We start from the raw sequence: 15,903 nt of genomic DNA on the forward strand, positions 1-15,903 counted from the left end.
CTATGGAGCAGTTTTTGCATGTCTCTGGTTCTATTTATGTTTTGAGTAAGAGTTCGACTCAACTTTGAAGCATGGTTGAATAACAATCATAAAGAAAAGGACTTCACATGGAAGCATTAACTCATTTAGTTTCAGCAATTAACGGGGTGGTTTGGGGTGTCCCAATGTTGGTGATGATCTTAGGGGTCGGGCTGTTTTTGATGCTCGGTTTAAGATTCATGCCGATTTTAAAATTACCGCAAGGGTTTAAATTATTATGGAGTGGCCGCAGTAGCTCATCACAAGGAGATATTACCCCTTTTAATGCCTTGATGACCTCACTTTCTGCCACGATTGGAACCGGAAATATCGCAGGTGTTGCGACTGCCATCGCACTCGGAGGACCGGGAGCGTTGTTTTGGATGTGGTGTACCGCCTTAGTGGGAATGGCGACTAAATATTCCGAAGCGGTGTGTGCGGTGACCTACCGTGAAAAGGATGAAAATGGTAATTACGTTGGTGGTCCAATGTATTACATCAAAAATGGTTTATCGAAAAAGTGGGCATGGCTTGGCACATTATTTGCGATTTTTGGTGCCGTTGCAGGTTTTGGTATTGGGAACGGAGTACAAGCGAACTCAGTAGCGGATGCTTTAAGCAGTAATTTTGGTATTTCTCCAGTGATTACCGGCATTGTGTTGATGATTTTGGTGGGCTTGGTATTAGTTGGCGGGATCAAACGTATTTCGGATGTTGCTGGCAAGTTAGTTCCTATTATGGCCCTGTTTTACATTGTGGCGGGTTTGGGTGTGGTGATTGCCCATATTAGTGATATTCCAGCGGCGTTTGCTTTGATCCTTGAAAGTGCCTTTAGCCCTGTGGCTGCACAAGGTGGTTTTGCTGGCGCAGCCGTATGGGCCGCGATTCGTTTTGGTGTGGCGCGTGGGGTATTTTCTAACGAAGCTGGTTTAGGGTCAGCACCGATTGCCCATGCGGCAGCAAAAACGAAGAACCCAGTAAAGCAAGGTTTAGTGGCGATGCTAGGCACTTTTATCGATACCATTATTGTGTGTTCTATTACTGGTTTTGCCATCATTTTATCTGGTGAGTGGGTATCCGGCGAAACTGGGGCGACATTAACCTCAAGCGCTTTTGCTGGCACTTTCTCGTTTGGTCATGTGATTGTTGCTATCGCTTTAGCCATTTTTGCTTTCACCACCATTTTGGGGTGGAGTTTTTATTGTGAAAAATGTGTGCAATTCCTATTTGGTGCCAAAGCGATTAAACCGTTTCGCATTGTGTGGGTGTTAGCCGTTCCAGTGGGCGCGATGAGTTCACTTAACTTTATTTGGCTACTGGCCGATACCATGAATGCCATGATGGCAATTCCAAACTTGATTGCTTTGGTCTTGCTCAGCCCAGTAGTGTTTAAACTTACCCGTGACTTTTTCGCTGGAAAAGATGTCACGATTAAAGATGCAACAGACTAGTTGTACATCTGTTATGACGGCGCAAGCCTGATGGAGGATAAATGACAGAACAATCGACACAAACTTTGCTTAATACCCCGCTGTATGACGTTCATGTTGAAGCGGGCGCAAAAATGGTGCCATTTGCGGGTTATAACATGCCCGTTCAGTACCCACTTGGCGTGAAAAAAGAGCACTTGCATACTCGTGAGGCTGCTGGTCTTTTTGATGTTTCACACATGGGGCAACTGCGCCTAAAAGGTGAAGGGGCCGCTGCTGCGTTAGAGGCATTAGTGCCTGTCGATATCATTGATCTGCCATCGGGCAAGCAGCGTTATGCATTCTTTACGAATGAGCAAGGCGGCATCATGGATGATCTCATGGTGGCTAACCTTGGTGATTATCTGTTTGTAGTAGTTAATGCGGCTTGTAAAGCGCAAGACATTGCTCACTTACAAGCTCATTTGCCGCACGAGGTGGAATTAGAAGTGATTGATGATCGCGCTTTACTTGCATTGCAAGGCCCGAAAGCCTCGGAGGTGTTGGCACGTTTTCAACCGGATGTCGCCGCTATGTTATTTATGGATATACAAGTGCTCGACATCGACGGCATTGAATGCATTGTTAGTCGTTCGGGTTATACCGGTGAAGATGGCTATGAAATTTCCGTTCCTAATCAACATGCTGTGGCACTTGCAAATAAGCTTACCGAGTGTGAAGAAGTTGAATGGATTGGGCTCGGGGCACGTGACTCGCTACGTTTAGAATGCGGCTTATGTTTATATGGCCATGATCTTGATACCACCACGACACCTGTAGAAGCGAGCTTATTATGGGCGCTTAGCAAACCACGCCGCTCCGACGGTGAGCGTGCTGGCGGTTTCCCTGGAGCCGATATCATCTTAACGCAAATCGTAACCAAAGAGGTGTCACGTAAGCGTGTAGGGTTAGTGGGTCAAACCAAAGCGCCCGTACGTGAAGGCTGCAAATTGTTTGATGCTAACGATAACGAAATCGGCATTGTCACCAGTGGCACCGCAGGCCCGACAGCGGGCAAACCGATCTCGATGGCGTATGTGGCGACTGAATTTGCTACAATTGGTAGTGAAATTTTCGCCGATGTGCGTGGTAAGAAATTGCCGATGACGGTAGAAAAAATGCCGTTTGTCCCGCAGCGTTATTATCGTGGCGTGTAATTAAGAGTTTAACTCTCTCCGCCAGCACTGATGTCTTCTATTCGTGCTGGCGTTTTTTCTTGCTTCAATTAAAATCATCTCTGCTGCTACAAGTAGCTCTTCTTTTATCTCTTTTTTCATTTCTTATCTTTTTCTATTTTCTATTTTCTATTTTCTATTTTCTATTTTCTATTTCTTTTTTATCTCAATTAATACTTAGTCTTCAAAAGGGTTAACGATAAAATCATTAGCTTATTATGTGTTCACGGGTGGACCTGGCTCTGGCAAATCATCCGTTATTACTGAGCTTAAACGCTTAGGGCATGTTTGTGCTCCAGAATCGGGACGTGCGGTGATTCAACAGCAACTGACGGAAGGTGGCGATGCTTTACCTTGGGCAGATAAAGTTAAATTTAGAGATGCGATGCTACGAGAAGATCAACGCTTGTATCATCACTATAAAGACTCACCACAAGCTGTATTTTTTGATCGAGGCATAGTGGATAGTTATGGTTATTCAAAGCTCGAGAGCTTGCCAATTGCCGATGAAATTATACATTGCTGCAAAACATATCGTTATTCGAAGCAAGTTTTTATCTTCCCGCCATGGCAAGAAATTTACGTTAATGATCGTGAGAGAAAACAAGATTTTTCCACCGCGGTTGCTACCTATGAAATGATGAAGCAAGTTTATCAAGAACTCGGTTATGACTTGCTGGAAGTACCTAAGGCCTCAGTTCAAGAGAGGGTACAATTTATTTTGTCGGAGAGGATGACAAAATGAGTCGAAATAAACCAGCAACCCTACCTCGCCCACTGGTTTATTTATCGTTATATATTCATGTGGTGGCTACATGGTTTGACGTGTCGCCGCGACGACGATTTCACGAATGCACACGCCGTTCACTCGTTTACGCTGCGATTGCGGGTTGTGGTTTAATACGTGTACCGAAAGTGTATTGCTTAAATCAGCCACAACGCTTGCGTAAGTTGATTGGCTTTATTCAACAGGCTTTTGAATCATTAAAGTAATTGATTCGCTGCTTGAGTGAGTGAAATATGTGAGCACTCATTATATAACCTATTGTTTCATTTTAATTATTAAGGAAAACCATGTCTTTACCTGCTTGTCCAAATTGTCAGTCGGAATATGTGTACCAAGATCAGGCGCAATTGATTTGCCCAGAATGTGCTTATGAGTGGAATCCTCAAGAAGAGCTTGAGAATGTTTTTGTTGCTCGTGATACCAATGGGACGCCGCTGCAAGAGGGCGATAAAATTACTCTGATTAAAGACCTGAAAGTGACCGGTACTTCACAAGTATTGAAAATTGGGACTAAAGGTTCAATTCGCCGTATTGTGGAAGGCAAAGATCATGAACTGGATTGTAAGTTAGTCGGTGCGGGCGACATGATGGTGTCGGCAAAATACGTTAAGAAAGCCTAATTGTGCTGGTTGTGAAATGAGCATGCCCTGTGATTGTTAACTTTTGATTGCAACCCTTCATGATTGAGCGATACCATACTAAGCCATTTTTTGAAAAGATTCCGTTATGTCCGATGAAGAACTCGCATTAAAGTGGATGCGTCAACAAGCTCAGAAAATTGATCCTTACGTAGTGAATCCATCATTTGATGAATGCGTTGAACTGCTTGATCCTGCGTTTAAAAAGGGCAAAAGTGTCGCACAACTAAAATACTTATTGGCTGAAGCTGATCGCAGAGCGGGGGCGGCAGAGCGTAAACACGCTGCGCTAAAATATGCGAAAGAAAAGAATCCTAATGCTGGGCAAGTACTCCGCTTACAAGGCAAACTGCAACAAGTACAATTGGCATTAAAACTGGCCACGGGCGATAGCAATATGACCATTTCTCAGTTCTGTGCTGAGTACGATGTTTCTAAGCGAGATGGTAATACTGCCTGGCATGAAACCTTGGTCAAATTGAGCAAGAAAAAGTAACGTTTTTCATCAGTAAAAACATCTAATAGTAAGAATACTGATTTATCCTAATTTTTCCCAATAAATGAAATAGGCTGTGGGTTTCTACTTGCAGCCTTATTAATTTCTTTATTGCCTACCTAAATTCCATTGAATATAAGTGAATTTTTAGCGAGCAATAATGTTATTGTTCTGATTCAATGAATATCGCTTTAACAATATCATCCTTCTTAGAACAATAAAAATTTGAATTATATTTGTGGTTCTAAAAATAAATAGAGTCATTTAATTTTTATTAAAAACAAACAAATAACGTATAAAAAGCAAATTTTTATTTGTTTTATAAGAAATAAAAAATGATACATTCTGCACGTTTTTACCTGAAACCGGTTGCAGAGGGTGTTCTTCGTGCCTATTCTGAAATCGGTTTCAGAGTGATGAAGGGGAAACGAAAATGGGAAGGACGATGAAATGAAAAAAATAAGAAATTATCATCAACTTGCGAAAGACATTTTAGTTGCAGTTGGTAATGAACAAAATATTGTGAGTTTTACTCGGTGTGCGACTCGTCTGCGTTTGGTTTTAAAAGAAGTACCATTAGATGCAGAATCTAAGATAAAACAAATGCCTGGGGTTATTACGGTTGTACAAAGCGGGGGGCAGTTTCAAGTTGTGATTGGTACACATGTTTCTGATGTGTATGAGGCTTTGTCAGGTATCGTCGACGAGAAACTTATTGATAGTGACCATAAAATTAGAATTGTTGATGCGGTTATTGGATCAATGTCCGCCATATTTGCGCCCATTGTTTTTGTACTCGCTGCAGCAGGTTTATTACAAGGGATATTAATTATTACCAAGTATTTTTATCCTGAAGTCACCTCTTTAGGTACCTTTGCTATTTTTAATTTTATGTCTTGGACGCCATTTGTATTTTTACCTGTTTTTATTGCAATAACCGCTGCTAAGCATTTTAACTGCTCTCCTTTTATCGCAGTATTATGCAGTTGTGCCTTAATTAATCCTGATTGGGCGGCAATGGCAACAAGAATTGCAAATGGGGAAGAAATTACTTTATTCGGATTTTCTTTAGCTCAAACAATATATACCTCTTCAGTTTTACCGCCTATTTTTATGGTTTGGGGACTATCTTATGTTGAAAAGTACGCGAAGAAAATTATTCCTGATGTTGTGAGTGAATTATTTACCCCATTGGTCTGTATGGTGATTATGGTGCCAGTGACTCTTATTTTGATTGGACCAATAAGTAATGGAGCAGCGGTTGGAATTGCCAATGGTTATAATTGGCTATTTGAAACCTCACCTGCAATTGCGGCTGCATTAATTGGTGGTATTTGGCAAGTTATCGTTATTTTTGGGGTTCATTGGGGGATTACTCCTGTGATTGTCGCAAACTTTGATCTCTATGGGCGAGATTCCTTTCAAGCATTTCAAACAATGGCCGTCGTGGCCCAAATGGCTGCAGCGTTTGCTGTTGGATTTAAATCTAGAAATAAAAAATTCAAAACCACGTCATTTTCTGCTGGGGTGACTGCAATCTTTGGTATTACAGAACCGACGTTATATGGGGTGACTTTAAGGCTGAAAAAACCATTCATCTGCGGTTGTATAGGCGGAGCTATTGGAGCTGTTGTAGCGAGTTTATTTGGAAGCTATTACTACGCGTATGCTGGTTTACCGGGACTACTAACCATAATGAATGCTATTAGCCTTGAAAATAGTAGCTCATTTATTGGTGAGTTAATCGGTGTGATAACCACTATTGTTGTGACATTTGGGTTGGTTTATATCGTAGGCTTTGAAGACCCTAAAGAAGCAGCTGTTACTTCTTCAGAGCATCCTGCTGAAGGAACTGCCACAACTAAGATGGTGAAAGACTTGGGACTCAGTAGTCCAATAAATGGAGCGATGGTTTCTTTAGAATCCGTTAATGATGCAAGTTTTGCTCAAAAACTTCTCGGTGATGGTGTGGCATTTCAACCTCGTGATGGTCAGGTATTTGCACCTTGTGATGCCGTGGTGTCCTCGGTTATCGATAGTCAGCACGCGATTGGACTCACTTGTCGTAATGGGGCTGAACTGTTAATTCATGTTGGATTAGATACGGTAAACCTAAAAGGTCAATATTTCGAAACACTAGTGACATTAGGGCAAGAAGTTAAAGCAGGTGAGGCATTAATTAAGTTTGATAAGGCTGCGATTGAAGAGGCTGGGTATGATCTTACTACTCCATTTATTGTCCTCAACAGTGATGAATTCCAATTAGACTTTAAATCTTACCCATTTGTACAAATGGGCCAACCAATAATCCAAATGTCGTAATAAGGAGATTATATGAACAAGAATTATTTTTCAGAAGATTTTTTATGGGGTGGTGCGGTTGCGGCTCATCAGCTTGAAGGTGGTTGGAATCTTGATGGGAAAGGTATCAGTGTTGTTGATGTTTTAACCGCAGGACAACATGGCGTACAAAGACAGATCACCGATGGTGTGATCGATGGTGAAAATTATCCAAATCAGGTCGCGATCGATTTTTACCATCGTTATAAGCAAGATATTAAGTTATTTGCAGAGATGGGATTCAAATGTTTTAGAACCAGTATTGCTTGGACACGCATATTTCCTAATGGTGATGAGCAAGAACCTTGTGAGGCAGGTTTGCAGTTTTATGATGATCTTTTTGATGAGTTATTGAAATATGGAATTGAACCCGTCATTACGTTGAGTCATTTTGAAATGCCTTATTATTTAGCGGAAAAATATGATGGCTGGATGAGTAGAAAAGTCATTGATTATTTTGTTAAATATTCCATGACGGTTATTAAGCGTTATCAACATAAAGTAAAGTATTGGATGACTTTTAATGAAATCAATAACCAAAAGAATGTATCCACTGATATTTTTGGTTGGATGTGCTCTGGGGTGAAATTTTCTCAAAAAGAACGTCCAGAAGAAGCAATGTATCAAGCGGTACATCATCAATTTGTCGCCAGTGCTTTAGTTGTAAAACAAGCGCATGACTTAAATCCAAATTTATTAATGGGTTCGATGTGCGCAATGGTGCCATTTTATCCATATTCCTCGAAACCTGATGATGTAATGACTGCACAAATTGCTATGCGTGATCGCTATTATTTCTCAGATGTTATGATGAGGGGGCATTATCCTAGCTACGCTTTAACGGAATGGAAGCAGAAAGGCTATCATATTCAAATTGAGCCAGAAGATGAAAAAATCTTACAAGAGGGTAAGTGTGACTATTTAGGTTTCAGCTATTACATGTCAAACACAGTAGACTCAACGTCAACGCGATCTGTGGCTGAAAGTGTCGATGGGAGTCATGTTAATTCGGTAGTGAACCCTTATATTACGGCAAGTGACTGGGGCTGGCCTGTCGATCCAGTTGGTTTACGTTATTGTTTGACGTCGTTATATGAGCGTTATGAGGCTCCGTTGTTTATTGTAGAAAATGGATTTGGTGCTGTTGATGTTGTGGAAAATAACGGCGAAATTAATGATGATTACCGTATAGATTATTTACGTTCCCATATTCAAGAAATGAAAAAAGCCGTCACTTTAGATGGGGTTGAACTTATGGGATATACCCCTTGGGGCTGTATTGATCTAGTATCATTCACGACAGGTGAAATGAAAAAACGCTACGGATTTATTTATGTTGATAAGCATAATGATGGATCTGGGACATTAGAGCGTTCACGTAAAAAGTCTTTTAATTGGTATAAAGACGTGATTGCGTCAAATGGAGAGACGCTTTAATATGACCCAATTAGCCGGTTTTGAGACCGGCTAATTTATTTTAGGTCAAAGGAATAAACAAATGGTAACCATGCGTGATGTGGCTCAAAAAGCTGGTGTTTCTAAATCCACTGTTTCGAGAGTACTGAACGGTAAAAATATTGTTCGCCGAGAAGTGGCAGAGAAAGTATTTAAAGCCATAGAAGAAACGGGTTATCGTCCCAATCTTTTAGCCCAGCAATTGGCGAACCAGAAGACTAATTTTATCGGTTTTGTTGTTACCAATGCTTTGTATGATGGCCCTTATTTTTCATCTCTTGTTTATTATGCCGCTTCATTTAGTGAGCAACATGGTCGTCAGCTTGTGATGGCCGATGGTAAGCACAGTGCGAGAGATGAAAAAAATGCGATCAACTTTTTACTTGATATGAAGTGCGCTGGAATTATTGTTTACCCTAAGTATCTGACAGAAAAAGATTTAAAAGAAATTAGAGACTCAACCTCGATACCTATTGTTATTTTAAATCGTGATCTTACCGCAGATTCTGGTTATTGCATCACGACAGATCATTATAAAAATGCCTCCTTAATGATGGAGCATATAATAGATCAAGGCCACCAAGATATTGCTTTTATTTCAGGTCTTGCGGACTCATCAACGGGTATCCAACGCTTACAAGCTTATCAAGATGCATTACTATCACACGATATTTCGATTAATCCTGAGCTTGTTATTTCCGCACAATGGACCTCTGAGAGTGGCTACCAAGCAGCAAAACAATTAGTGAATAGCGGCGCTCATTTTAGTGCGGTATTAGCAGGGAATGATGATATGGCATTAGGTGCGATGAAAGCCTTTGTAGAGCTTGGATTTAATTTGCCTAAAGATATTTCAATCGCCGGTTTTGATAATAGTAAAATGGGCGCATTTTTAACACCGAGCTTAACTTCAGTCAGTATTCCTTTAGAGAAGATGATTCAAAAGGGTATATTAACGTTACTCGGTGAACACTCAAAGGCTGAGCAGATTTGCACGAAAGGTTCTCTTATTATTAGAGATTCAGTGACATCAAAAGCTTGATAATAGATAGCACTTCTTTTTAAACGCTGCAATTCTCAGTTTATAACCAAATATAAACTGAGAACCTCACCGAGACTCTCAGTCGCTCTTTTTAATATTAACATCGCAATTTGTAGAGTTAGGACCGTAAGTTTAAGCCAGTAAAATAGCTTGTAACTCACTTAATGAACTGACCGTATAATGCGGGGTTATTCCATCTGTGGCGGTTGCGCCGTGAGAGTTTAACCAACAGGTTTCTAGGCCGGAATTCAGCCCGCCTAAGATGTCGGAATGCAGGTTATCTCCCACCATTAACACTTTGGATTTACATGGATTACCTACGCGGTTTAAGGCGTGTTCAAAGATGATGGTATCGGGTTTGGCGATACCCACTTGCTCTGAAATGATCACTTGTTCGACGTATTTATCCATGCCGGTGCGAGCAAGGCGAATTTCTTGCAAATCAGTAAAACCATTGGTGATGATGCCGACTTTGGCTTTTCCGGCAATGGCTTCCATTAACTCTTTAGCTCCCGGCAATACCGAACAGATGTCGGCCATCGCCTCTAAGAAGGCTGAGTTTAATTCTGATGGCGTGGTGCCGAGCTTATTGGCCCAACCTTCAAAGCGAATGTGTTTTAGCTGTTCGGCGCTGATGTCACCATTTTGATAGTCGACCCATAATGGTTTATTAATTGCCTGATAGTCAGCAAAATCTTGCTCAGTGAAAGTGATTCCTTTTCTCTTAAACATCAGTTGCATACCTTGAAAGGCATCAAAATGAAATAATGTTTCGTCGGCGTCGAAGAAAATCCATTCGTACTTCATTGAAATCTCACTTAACGTTATTAGCTGCTTGGTGTGCCTTGATGATGGGCAATATTACCCACTTCAAGTAAGGGGGCAACATCCAGATCGGCGGCGTTCATCATGGTTGAAATGCGTTGTACAGAAGAAAGTAATAAGGATTGTTCCCAACTTTCTAAATTTTGAAAACGTTGAATAAAGTGATCTTGCAATGGCAAAGGTGCTTTAGCAAGCAGTGCCGCGCCTTCTTCGGTTAAGTAGGCGTGTACTTTGCGTTTATCTAATTGACTGCGGCGACGTTCAACGAGGCCACGCTTTTCAATACGGTCAATAATCGTTGTAGCCGTTGCTTGACTCATATTGGTATTGATTGAAATCTGTCGAATCGTTACTTCACCAGAATCACGAATTGAACGCATGATTAGCAATTGTGGGCCGGTTAAACCAAGTTCTTTATTGAGTTGTCGTGAGTGTAAATCGATCGCGCGAATGATTTGTCGAATGGCGATCAAGACTTCTTCGTGTTTATCCATATAATTGCCCCTGTGTTTGAGAGCAGGAAAATACAATAATTCCTCATGTTGTAAAAGGATTAATTTGTAGAAAAGCGACAGTCAGCCTGCCGCTTGGTTTATGCTCTATGAGTGGTCTTTACTTTATAACTGATTTTGCTTGATTAACCCAGCTATCAAATTGTTTTTGATGGGATTTTATCCAAGCATTGGCATGAGCTTCGATATCTTCAGGTTTATTTTGACCTTTACGCATCATCATGTTTTGTTGGCTAATATCACCAATGTCGAGTTTCATGATGGAGAACAGTTTTGCCGCTGCGGGGTTATCTTGAGCGAACTGCTTATTGGCGACGATGCGCATGGTGTTAATTTGGAAGCCGTAGTTGTTGCCATTGGGAAGGGCGGTATCTTGTTGCAAGCCTTTTGGCATGGCAGAGAAAGGCACTTGTAGCCACACGACATCTTTACCCGGAATTAAAATGCTGCTGACCCAATAAGGCGTCCAGGTATAGTACAGTACGGATTCGCCATTTTTATAACGCGAAATGGTATCGGCAATTAAGGCTGAATAACTACCTTGGCGTTGGGTGACGGTATCTTGCAGGCCATAGGCTTGGATTTGGTGATTGATGATTGATTCCGTTGTCCAGCCCGGTTCTCCGCCAGTGAGATCTGCTTTGCCATCACCATCTGAATCAAATAATTTGGCAATTTTAGGGTCTTTTAATTGGCCAAGATTATTGATGTGATATTTATCTGCGGTTTTCTTATCAATTAAATACCCTTGGGCGGCATTGTTCACATAAATACCTTCACGGTAGAACTTATCATCACCGCCCCCAAGCTGGTATTTGTCTTTTTGCTGTGGGTCCCAATTGACGGCAAGGTAAGTGGCGTCACCATTGGCAATGGAAGTGTAGGCCACGTTGTAATCCACTTCTTGAGTTGGTTTGACCGTATACCCAAGTTGTTCCATGGCTTTGTTGACTAACAAGGTTTGGAACGTTTCTTCAGCAATGGTGGATTGAACGGGTTGTACGGTGATGCCTTTTCCCGGCAGTTCATTGGCTTGAAGGGATAAAGACAGTGTGCAACTGGTTAAAGCCGATAAGTATAATGTTTTGGTGATGGTTTTCATCGCTAACTCTTATTTATTTGAATTGTTATTAAAGAAAAAAGCTGCCGCAATGGGCAGCTTTGAAGGAAAGGGATTCAACTGTGATAAACGTAGCGTTATTTAGCTGCTGCTTTAGCTTGTTCAATCCAGCTATCAAATTGCTTCTGGTGAGCTTTAATCCATGCATCGGCATGCGCTTCAATATCGGCAGGCTTATTTTGGCCTTTTTGCATCATTAAGTTTTCTGCACTGATGTCATTGATATTGAGCTTCATGATGGCAAATAATTTCGCTGCAGCTGGGTTTTCTTCCGCAAACTTTTTATTGGCAATAATGTGCATGTTATTCATTTGGAAACCGTAGTTTTTACCATTAGGTAGCGTGGTATCGACATCGGCGCGATCACCAGGTAATGATGAATGCGGCACTTCTAACCACACCACGTCTTTACCCGGAACTAAGACGCCACTAACCCAATAAGGAGTCCAGGTGTAGTACAAGATCGACTCGCCATTTTTGTAACGTGAAATGGTGTCGGCGATGATCGCGGCATAGTTACCTTGGTTGTTATCTATGGTGTCTTCTAGGCCAAACTCTTTTAGCTGGTGGTTCACTACGGCTTCACAGCCCCAACCTGGGTTACAACCGGTTAAATCGGCTTTACCGTTATCATTGGTATCAAACAGTTTGGCAAGCTTAGGATCTTTTAATTGGCCAATATTGGTGATGCCGTATTGGTCAGCGGTTTTCTTGTCAATTAAATAACCTTGAGCGGCACCGGTAATATAAGTCCCTTCACGATAGAATTTTGCATCGCCACCGGCTTGTTTGTATTTATCGTCATGCAACGGAGCCCAGTTAACTGCGAGGAAAGTGGCATCTCCGTTGGCAATAGAAGTGTAGCCAACGTTGTAATCGACTTCTTTTATTGGCTGGACATCGTATCCCAGTTTTTCGAGCGCTTTATCAACCAACAAGGTTTGAAAGGTCTCTTCGGCGACGGTAGATTGAACGGGTTGTACACTCACGCCTTCACCCGGTAAGCTGTCTGCATGGACGGCAAATGAGGTGGCTGAAGCCAATAAGGTGGTACTAAAAAAGGTTTTCATCCGTGTTGTATTCATCATTTCTCCTGTTGTGTCGTTTCTTTTCGAATTCGAGATGACATTCGAGTGATGTGATCTGTGGTCATTCGAAGGAGGCGCAAGGCCCCCTACAAGATTGGTTGTGTTCGGTTAAGCTTAGTTAACCGCTGCTTTGGCTTTGGGCTTAATGAGTTTATAAACCAGTGACGCCGGGCCGCTTTCATACCATTTGGTTTTCTTGTCTCGCGCTGAAATACCAATGGTTTGAGTTAAACGATCTAATAAGATGGCTAAAATCACGATCCCTAAACCGCCGACCGCAGCAAGACCCATATCAAGACGCCCGATACCACGTAACACCATTTGACCTAAACCGCCTACGGCAATCATCGAGGCAATTACGACCATAGAAAGCGATAGCATTAAGGTTTGGTTAACCCCGGCCATAATCGTTGGTGTTGCCAAAGGAAGCTGAATGCGATACAGCATTTGTTTCGGGCTGGCACCAAATGAGTGACCGGCTTCGATCAATTCTTCCGGTACTTGCTGAATACCTAAAATGGTTAAACGGACAATCGGTGGCAAGGCGAAAATAATGGTCACAACTACGCCTGGTACGTTACCGATACCAAATAGCATGACGATGGGTACTAAATACACAAAGGCTGGCGTGGTTTGCATCGCATCTAAAATAGGGCGAATAATTTTGGCTGCTGAGTCACTGCGGGCGAGCCAAATCCCCATCGGTAGCCCTATTAAGAGGCAGAAGAACACCGAAGTTAATACTAAGGCTAAGGTCACCATCGCTTCTGACCAAGCGCCGATCAGTCCGATCACCGCAAGTGAAGCAAGGGTTGCGATCCCCATTTTTTTGCCGGCTAACTGCCAAGCAATTAAGACTAAGATAGCGATCATGATCAGTGAAGGCGTGGAAACCAACGCTGTTTGAAATGACGTTAAAATAAAGTCGATCGGCACTCGAATTGCTTGGAAAATTGGGCGGCCATGTGCCACTAACCAATTTAAGCTGGTTTCTACCCAGTGATCGAAAGGGATCACCGCATCTTTAAACGGATGCGACCAATTAATACTGTGCTCAACGGGTTGCGTTGGGGTATTACTGAGCCATGAACTTGCACTGTCAGCCGAACTGGCGGTTGACCATGGATCGTTTGATGTTGTTGCGGCGGCTGAAGCCCACGGATCGGCAGTCTGTGCTGCACTTACGGTTGTTTCTGTCGTCATAATGATTACTCTCTATCTAAAGTTTGAAGCAGGCGGGTTTTGGTGATCACACCATGATAAGAACTATCATTGGAGACCACAGGCACCGCATACGGGACTTCGGCCACTTTGCTGATCAGTTCACTAACCGGTGTATCCGCATCTAAAGAAATGGTGCCTTCTAGCAAGGCGCTGCTAAGAGGACGTTTTTCTTTATAAGCTGCTTTGAGAGAATCTTGCGACACGATACCGGAGTATTTATTGGCTTTATCTACCACTACACCGTAATCGCGGTCTTGATCCGAGAGAATTTGTAACGCAGCGGCTGGGCCATCAGTTTCCCCTTTTTTAAATACCGCGGCAGGTTTCTTACGTGCAATATCTTTAGCCGAATACACATCGGCGACATTCACGCCACTAAAGAAAGATGCGACATAATCGTTCGCTGGGTTTTGTAAAATTTCATCAGGCGTACCGACTTGAACCACAATACCGTTTTGCATAATCGCAATACGATCCCCAATTCGCATTGCTTCATCTAAGTCGTGAGAAATAAATACAATGGTGCGGCGATCATCGTTTTGCAGACGAATCAGCTCATCTTGCATTTCGGTACGGATTAAAGGATCGAGTGCAGAGAAAGCCTCGTCCATCAACAGAATGTCTGGGTCGGTGGCTAATGCTCGCGCCAACCCAACCCGCTGCTTCATCCCCCCAGAGAGTTCATCAGGATAAGAATCACATTGGCTTTCCAGCCCGACTCGAGTGAGAGCTTGGCGGGCAGCATCATTACGCTTATCCAAATCAACGCCGGACAGTTCCAAGCCAAAAGCAGCGTTTTCTATCACGCTCATGTGAGGCATTAATGCGAAGTTTTGGAAAACCATACTGATGTTATTACGGCGTACACTACGGAGTTCTTCTGGTGAAATTACCGCAATGTCTTTGCCATTCAAATACACATGGCCTTTGGTCGGTTCAATCAAACGGTTAAGTAAGCGAACTAGTGTCGATTTACCAGAGCCTGACAGCCCCATGATGACGAAAATTTCACCTTCATTGATTGAAAGAGAGACATCTTTTACCCCGACGGTAAGGCCGGTTTTTTCAAAAATTTCGTCTTTTTCAAGACCTTTTTCGATTAACGGGAAAGCATCTTCGGGAGTTTCCCCAAAGACTTTATAGAGGTTTTTTACTTCTAATTTGGTAGTCATTATTTAGCTTCCTTGGCTACTTTTTTACAAAACTAAAACAACAGCGCTTTGTAAATTGTTTAGTACCCTAAACAATTTTTAAGGAAATTGCAAAAGTTAGATTTGGCTCACACCTTGAGGTTGAATTGATATTTAGTTGTTTTGTAAGTGAATTTCTATATTTTAATTAAGTGTAGAATTAGTCTTAATTGTTTGATGTGTAATGGATTTTGGAGGGGTTAGCTGTTAATGGATTGTTGTGGGGTTTTGGTGAGAATAATAGCGGAATATTATTTCTGCATAGTATGTTTTCAGGTTGAAAGCGCCGTTGATGATCTCGATGAAGTGCGGTGAAATAATCGCCACCTTAAAGTGGTGACTTGGTGAGACTCATGATTATCAAGGATGATTTTAACGGACAAAAAAAGCGCACTTCATGCAACCAAGAAGTGCGCTTTATGTTGAGTGTAATCAGGACTTAATTGTGATTAATAGGTTAATAAACCAGCGAATTACCTGCTCAATGTGATTAAATCCTGGATATCACAAAATTATTCATATCA

The 15,903-nt window shown here is 42.0% G+C and carries 15 protein-coding genes; 9 read left to right on the forward strand and 6 right to left on the reverse strand.

Translation table 11 applies throughout. The features are described 5' to 3' along the window. The first annotated feature begins 107 nt into the window (after window positions 1-107). The 9 genes from VCA1004_RS11635 to VCA1004_RS11675 all read left to right on the forward strand — a co-directional run bounded on the left by VCA1004_RS11635 (window position 108) and on the right by VCA1004_RS11675 (window position 9,420). Window positions 108-1,469: an alanine/glycine:cation symporter family protein gene (locus tag VCA1004_RS11635; RefSeq protein WP_086981317.1), complete on the forward strand. Its 1,362-nt coding sequence runs from the start codon at window positions 108-110 to the stop codon at window positions 1,467-1,469. Between the two features lie 41 nt (window positions 1,470-1,510). Further along, window positions 1,511-2,644, forward strand: a complete 1,134-nt coding sequence (gene gcvT / locus VCA1004_RS11640; protein WP_086981318.1) for a glycine cleavage system aminomethyltransferase GcvT — start codon at window positions 1,511-1,513, stop codon at window positions 2,642-2,644. 238 nt (window positions 2,645-2,882) lie between these two features. After that, window positions 2,883-3,407: an AAA family ATPase gene (locus VCA1004_RS11645; RefSeq protein ID WP_164520875.1), complete on the forward strand. Its 525-nt coding sequence runs from the start codon at window positions 2,883-2,885 to the stop codon at window positions 3,405-3,407. Next, on the forward strand, window positions 3,404-3,655 hold the full coding sequence (locus VCA1004_RS11650) for a hypothetical protein (protein WP_086981320.1): 252 nt from the start codon (window positions 3,404-3,406) through the stop codon (window positions 3,653-3,655). Before VCA1004_RS11645 ends, VCA1004_RS11650 begins: the two co-directional genes overlap by 4 nt. 81 nt (window positions 3,656-3,736) lie before the next feature. Then, on the forward strand, window positions 3,737-4,069 hold the full coding sequence (locus VCA1004_RS11655) for a zinc ribbon domain-containing protein YjdM (protein ID WP_086981321.1): 333 nt from the start codon (window positions 3,737-3,739) through the stop codon (window positions 4,067-4,069). A 106-nt stretch (window positions 4,070-4,175) separates the two neighbouring features. Then, the gene (locus VCA1004_RS11660; protein ID WP_086981322.1) at window positions 4,176-4,583 is read left to right on the forward strand and encodes a hypothetical protein; all 408 of its coding nucleotides are present in this window, start codon (window positions 4,176-4,178) and stop codon (window positions 4,581-4,583) included. A gap of 450 nt (window positions 4,584-5,033) precedes the next feature. Next, a complete protein-coding gene (locus tag VCA1004_RS11665; RefSeq protein ID WP_086981323.1) occupies window positions 5,034-6,905 on the forward strand; it encodes a beta-glucoside-specific PTS transporter subunit IIABC in 1,872 nt (623 codons plus the stop codon). Window positions 6,906-6,917: 12 nt separating this feature from the next. Then, window positions 6,918-8,360, forward strand: a complete 1,443-nt coding sequence (locus VCA1004_RS11670) for a 6-phospho-beta-glucosidase (protein WP_086981324.1) — start codon at window positions 6,918-6,920, stop codon at window positions 8,358-8,360. A gap of 61 nt (window positions 8,361-8,421) precedes the next feature. Beyond that, window positions 8,422-9,420: a LacI family DNA-binding transcriptional regulator gene (locus tag VCA1004_RS11675; RefSeq protein ID WP_086981325.1), complete on the forward strand. Its 999-nt coding sequence runs from the start codon at window positions 8,422-8,424 to the stop codon at window positions 9,418-9,420. A gap of 132 nt (window positions 9,421-9,552) precedes the next feature. Here VCA1004_RS11675 and yjjG read toward each other — a convergent pair whose 3' ends face one another. From yjjG to proV, 6 genes are all read right to left on the reverse strand, one after another. Then, window positions 9,553-10,227 (reverse strand): pyrimidine 5'-nucleotidase, encoded by a 675-nt coding sequence (gene yjjG / locus VCA1004_RS11680; protein WP_086981326.1) that lies wholly within the window; start codon window positions 10,225-10,227, stop codon window positions 9,553-9,555. A gap of 20 nt (window positions 10,228-10,247) precedes the next feature. Beyond that, a complete protein-coding gene (locus VCA1004_RS11685; RefSeq protein WP_086981327.1) occupies window positions 10,248-10,739 on the reverse strand; it encodes a MarR family winged helix-turn-helix transcriptional regulator in 492 nt (163 codons plus the stop codon). Between the two features lie 118 nt (window positions 10,740-10,857). Next, complete coding sequence (proX, locus tag VCA1004_RS11690) at window positions 10,858-11,859, reverse strand: glycine betaine/L-proline ABC transporter substrate-binding protein ProX (protein WP_086981328.1); 1,002 nt, start codon at window positions 11,857-11,859, stop codon at window positions 10,858-10,860. 95 nt (window positions 11,860-11,954) lie between these two features. Continuing rightward, on the reverse strand, window positions 11,955-12,947 hold the full coding sequence (gene proX, locus VCA1004_RS11695; RefSeq protein WP_408646922.1) for a glycine betaine/L-proline ABC transporter substrate-binding protein ProX: 993 nt from the start codon (window positions 12,945-12,947) through the stop codon (window positions 11,955-11,957). Window positions 12,948-13,079: 132 nt separating this feature from the next. Then, a complete protein-coding gene (gene proW, locus VCA1004_RS11700) occupies window positions 13,080-14,168 on the reverse strand; it encodes a glycine betaine/L-proline ABC transporter permease ProW (RefSeq protein WP_086981330.1) in 1,089 nt (362 codons plus the stop codon). A 5-nt stretch (window positions 14,169-14,173) separates the two neighbouring features. Continuing rightward, window positions 14,174-15,361: a glycine betaine/L-proline ABC transporter ATP-binding protein ProV gene (proV, locus tag VCA1004_RS11705; RefSeq protein ID WP_086981331.1), complete on the reverse strand. Its 1,188-nt coding sequence runs from the start codon at window positions 15,359-15,361 to the stop codon at window positions 14,174-14,176. Between the last annotated feature and the right edge of the window lie 542 nt (window positions 15,362-15,903).

The organism is Vibrio aphrogenes (assembly GCF_002157735.2).
GTDB lineage: Bacteria > Pseudomonadota > Gammaproteobacteria > Enterobacterales > Vibrionaceae > Vibrio > Vibrio aphrogenes.

Coding starts and splice junctions, on each gene's coding strand:
- VCA1004_RS11635 (WP_086981317.1), top strand. CDS start 108: ATGGAAGCATTAACTCATTTAGTTTCAGCAATTAACGGGGTGGTTTGG.
- gcvT (WP_086981318.1), top strand. CDS start 1,511: ATGACAGAACAATCGACACAAACTTTGCTTAATACCCCGCTGTATGAC.
- VCA1004_RS11650 (WP_086981320.1), top strand. CDS start 3,404: ATGAGTCGAAATAAACCAGCAACCCTACCTCGCCCACTGGTTTATTTA.
- VCA1004_RS11655 (WP_086981321.1), top strand. CDS start 3,737: ATGTCTTTACCTGCTTGTCCAAATTGTCAGTCGGAATATGTGTACCAA.
- VCA1004_RS11660 (WP_086981322.1), top strand. CDS start 4,176: ATGTCCGATGAAGAACTCGCATTAAAGTGGATGCGTCAACAAGCTCAG.
- VCA1004_RS11665 (WP_086981323.1), top strand. CDS start 5,034: ATGAAAAAAATAAGAAATTATCATCAACTTGCGAAAGACATTTTAGTT.
- VCA1004_RS11670 (WP_086981324.1), top strand. CDS start 6,918: ATGAACAAGAATTATTTTTCAGAAGATTTTTTATGGGGTGGTGCGGTT.
- VCA1004_RS11675 (WP_086981325.1), top strand. CDS start 8,422: ATGGTAACCATGCGTGATGTGGCTCAAAAAGCTGGTGTTTCTAAATCC.
- yjjG (WP_086981326.1), bottom strand. CDS start 10,227: ATGAAGTACGAATGGATTTTCTTCGACGCCGACGAAACATTATTTCAT.
- VCA1004_RS11685 (WP_086981327.1), bottom strand. CDS start 10,739: ATGGATAAACACGAAGAAGTCTTGATCGCCATTCGACAAATCATTCGC.
- proX (WP_086981328.1), bottom strand. CDS start 11,859: ATGAAAACCATCACCAAAACATTATACTTATCGGCTTTAACCAGTTGC.
- proX (WP_408646922.1), bottom strand. CDS start 12,947: ATGAAAACCTTTTTTAGTACCACCTTATTGGCTTCAGCCACCTCATTT.
- proW (WP_086981330.1), bottom strand. CDS start 14,168: ATGACGACAGAAACAACCGTAAGTGCAGCACAGACTGCCGATCCGTGG.
- proV (WP_086981331.1), bottom strand. CDS start 15,361: ATGACTACCAAATTAGAAGTAAAAAACCTCTATAAAGTCTTTGGGGAA.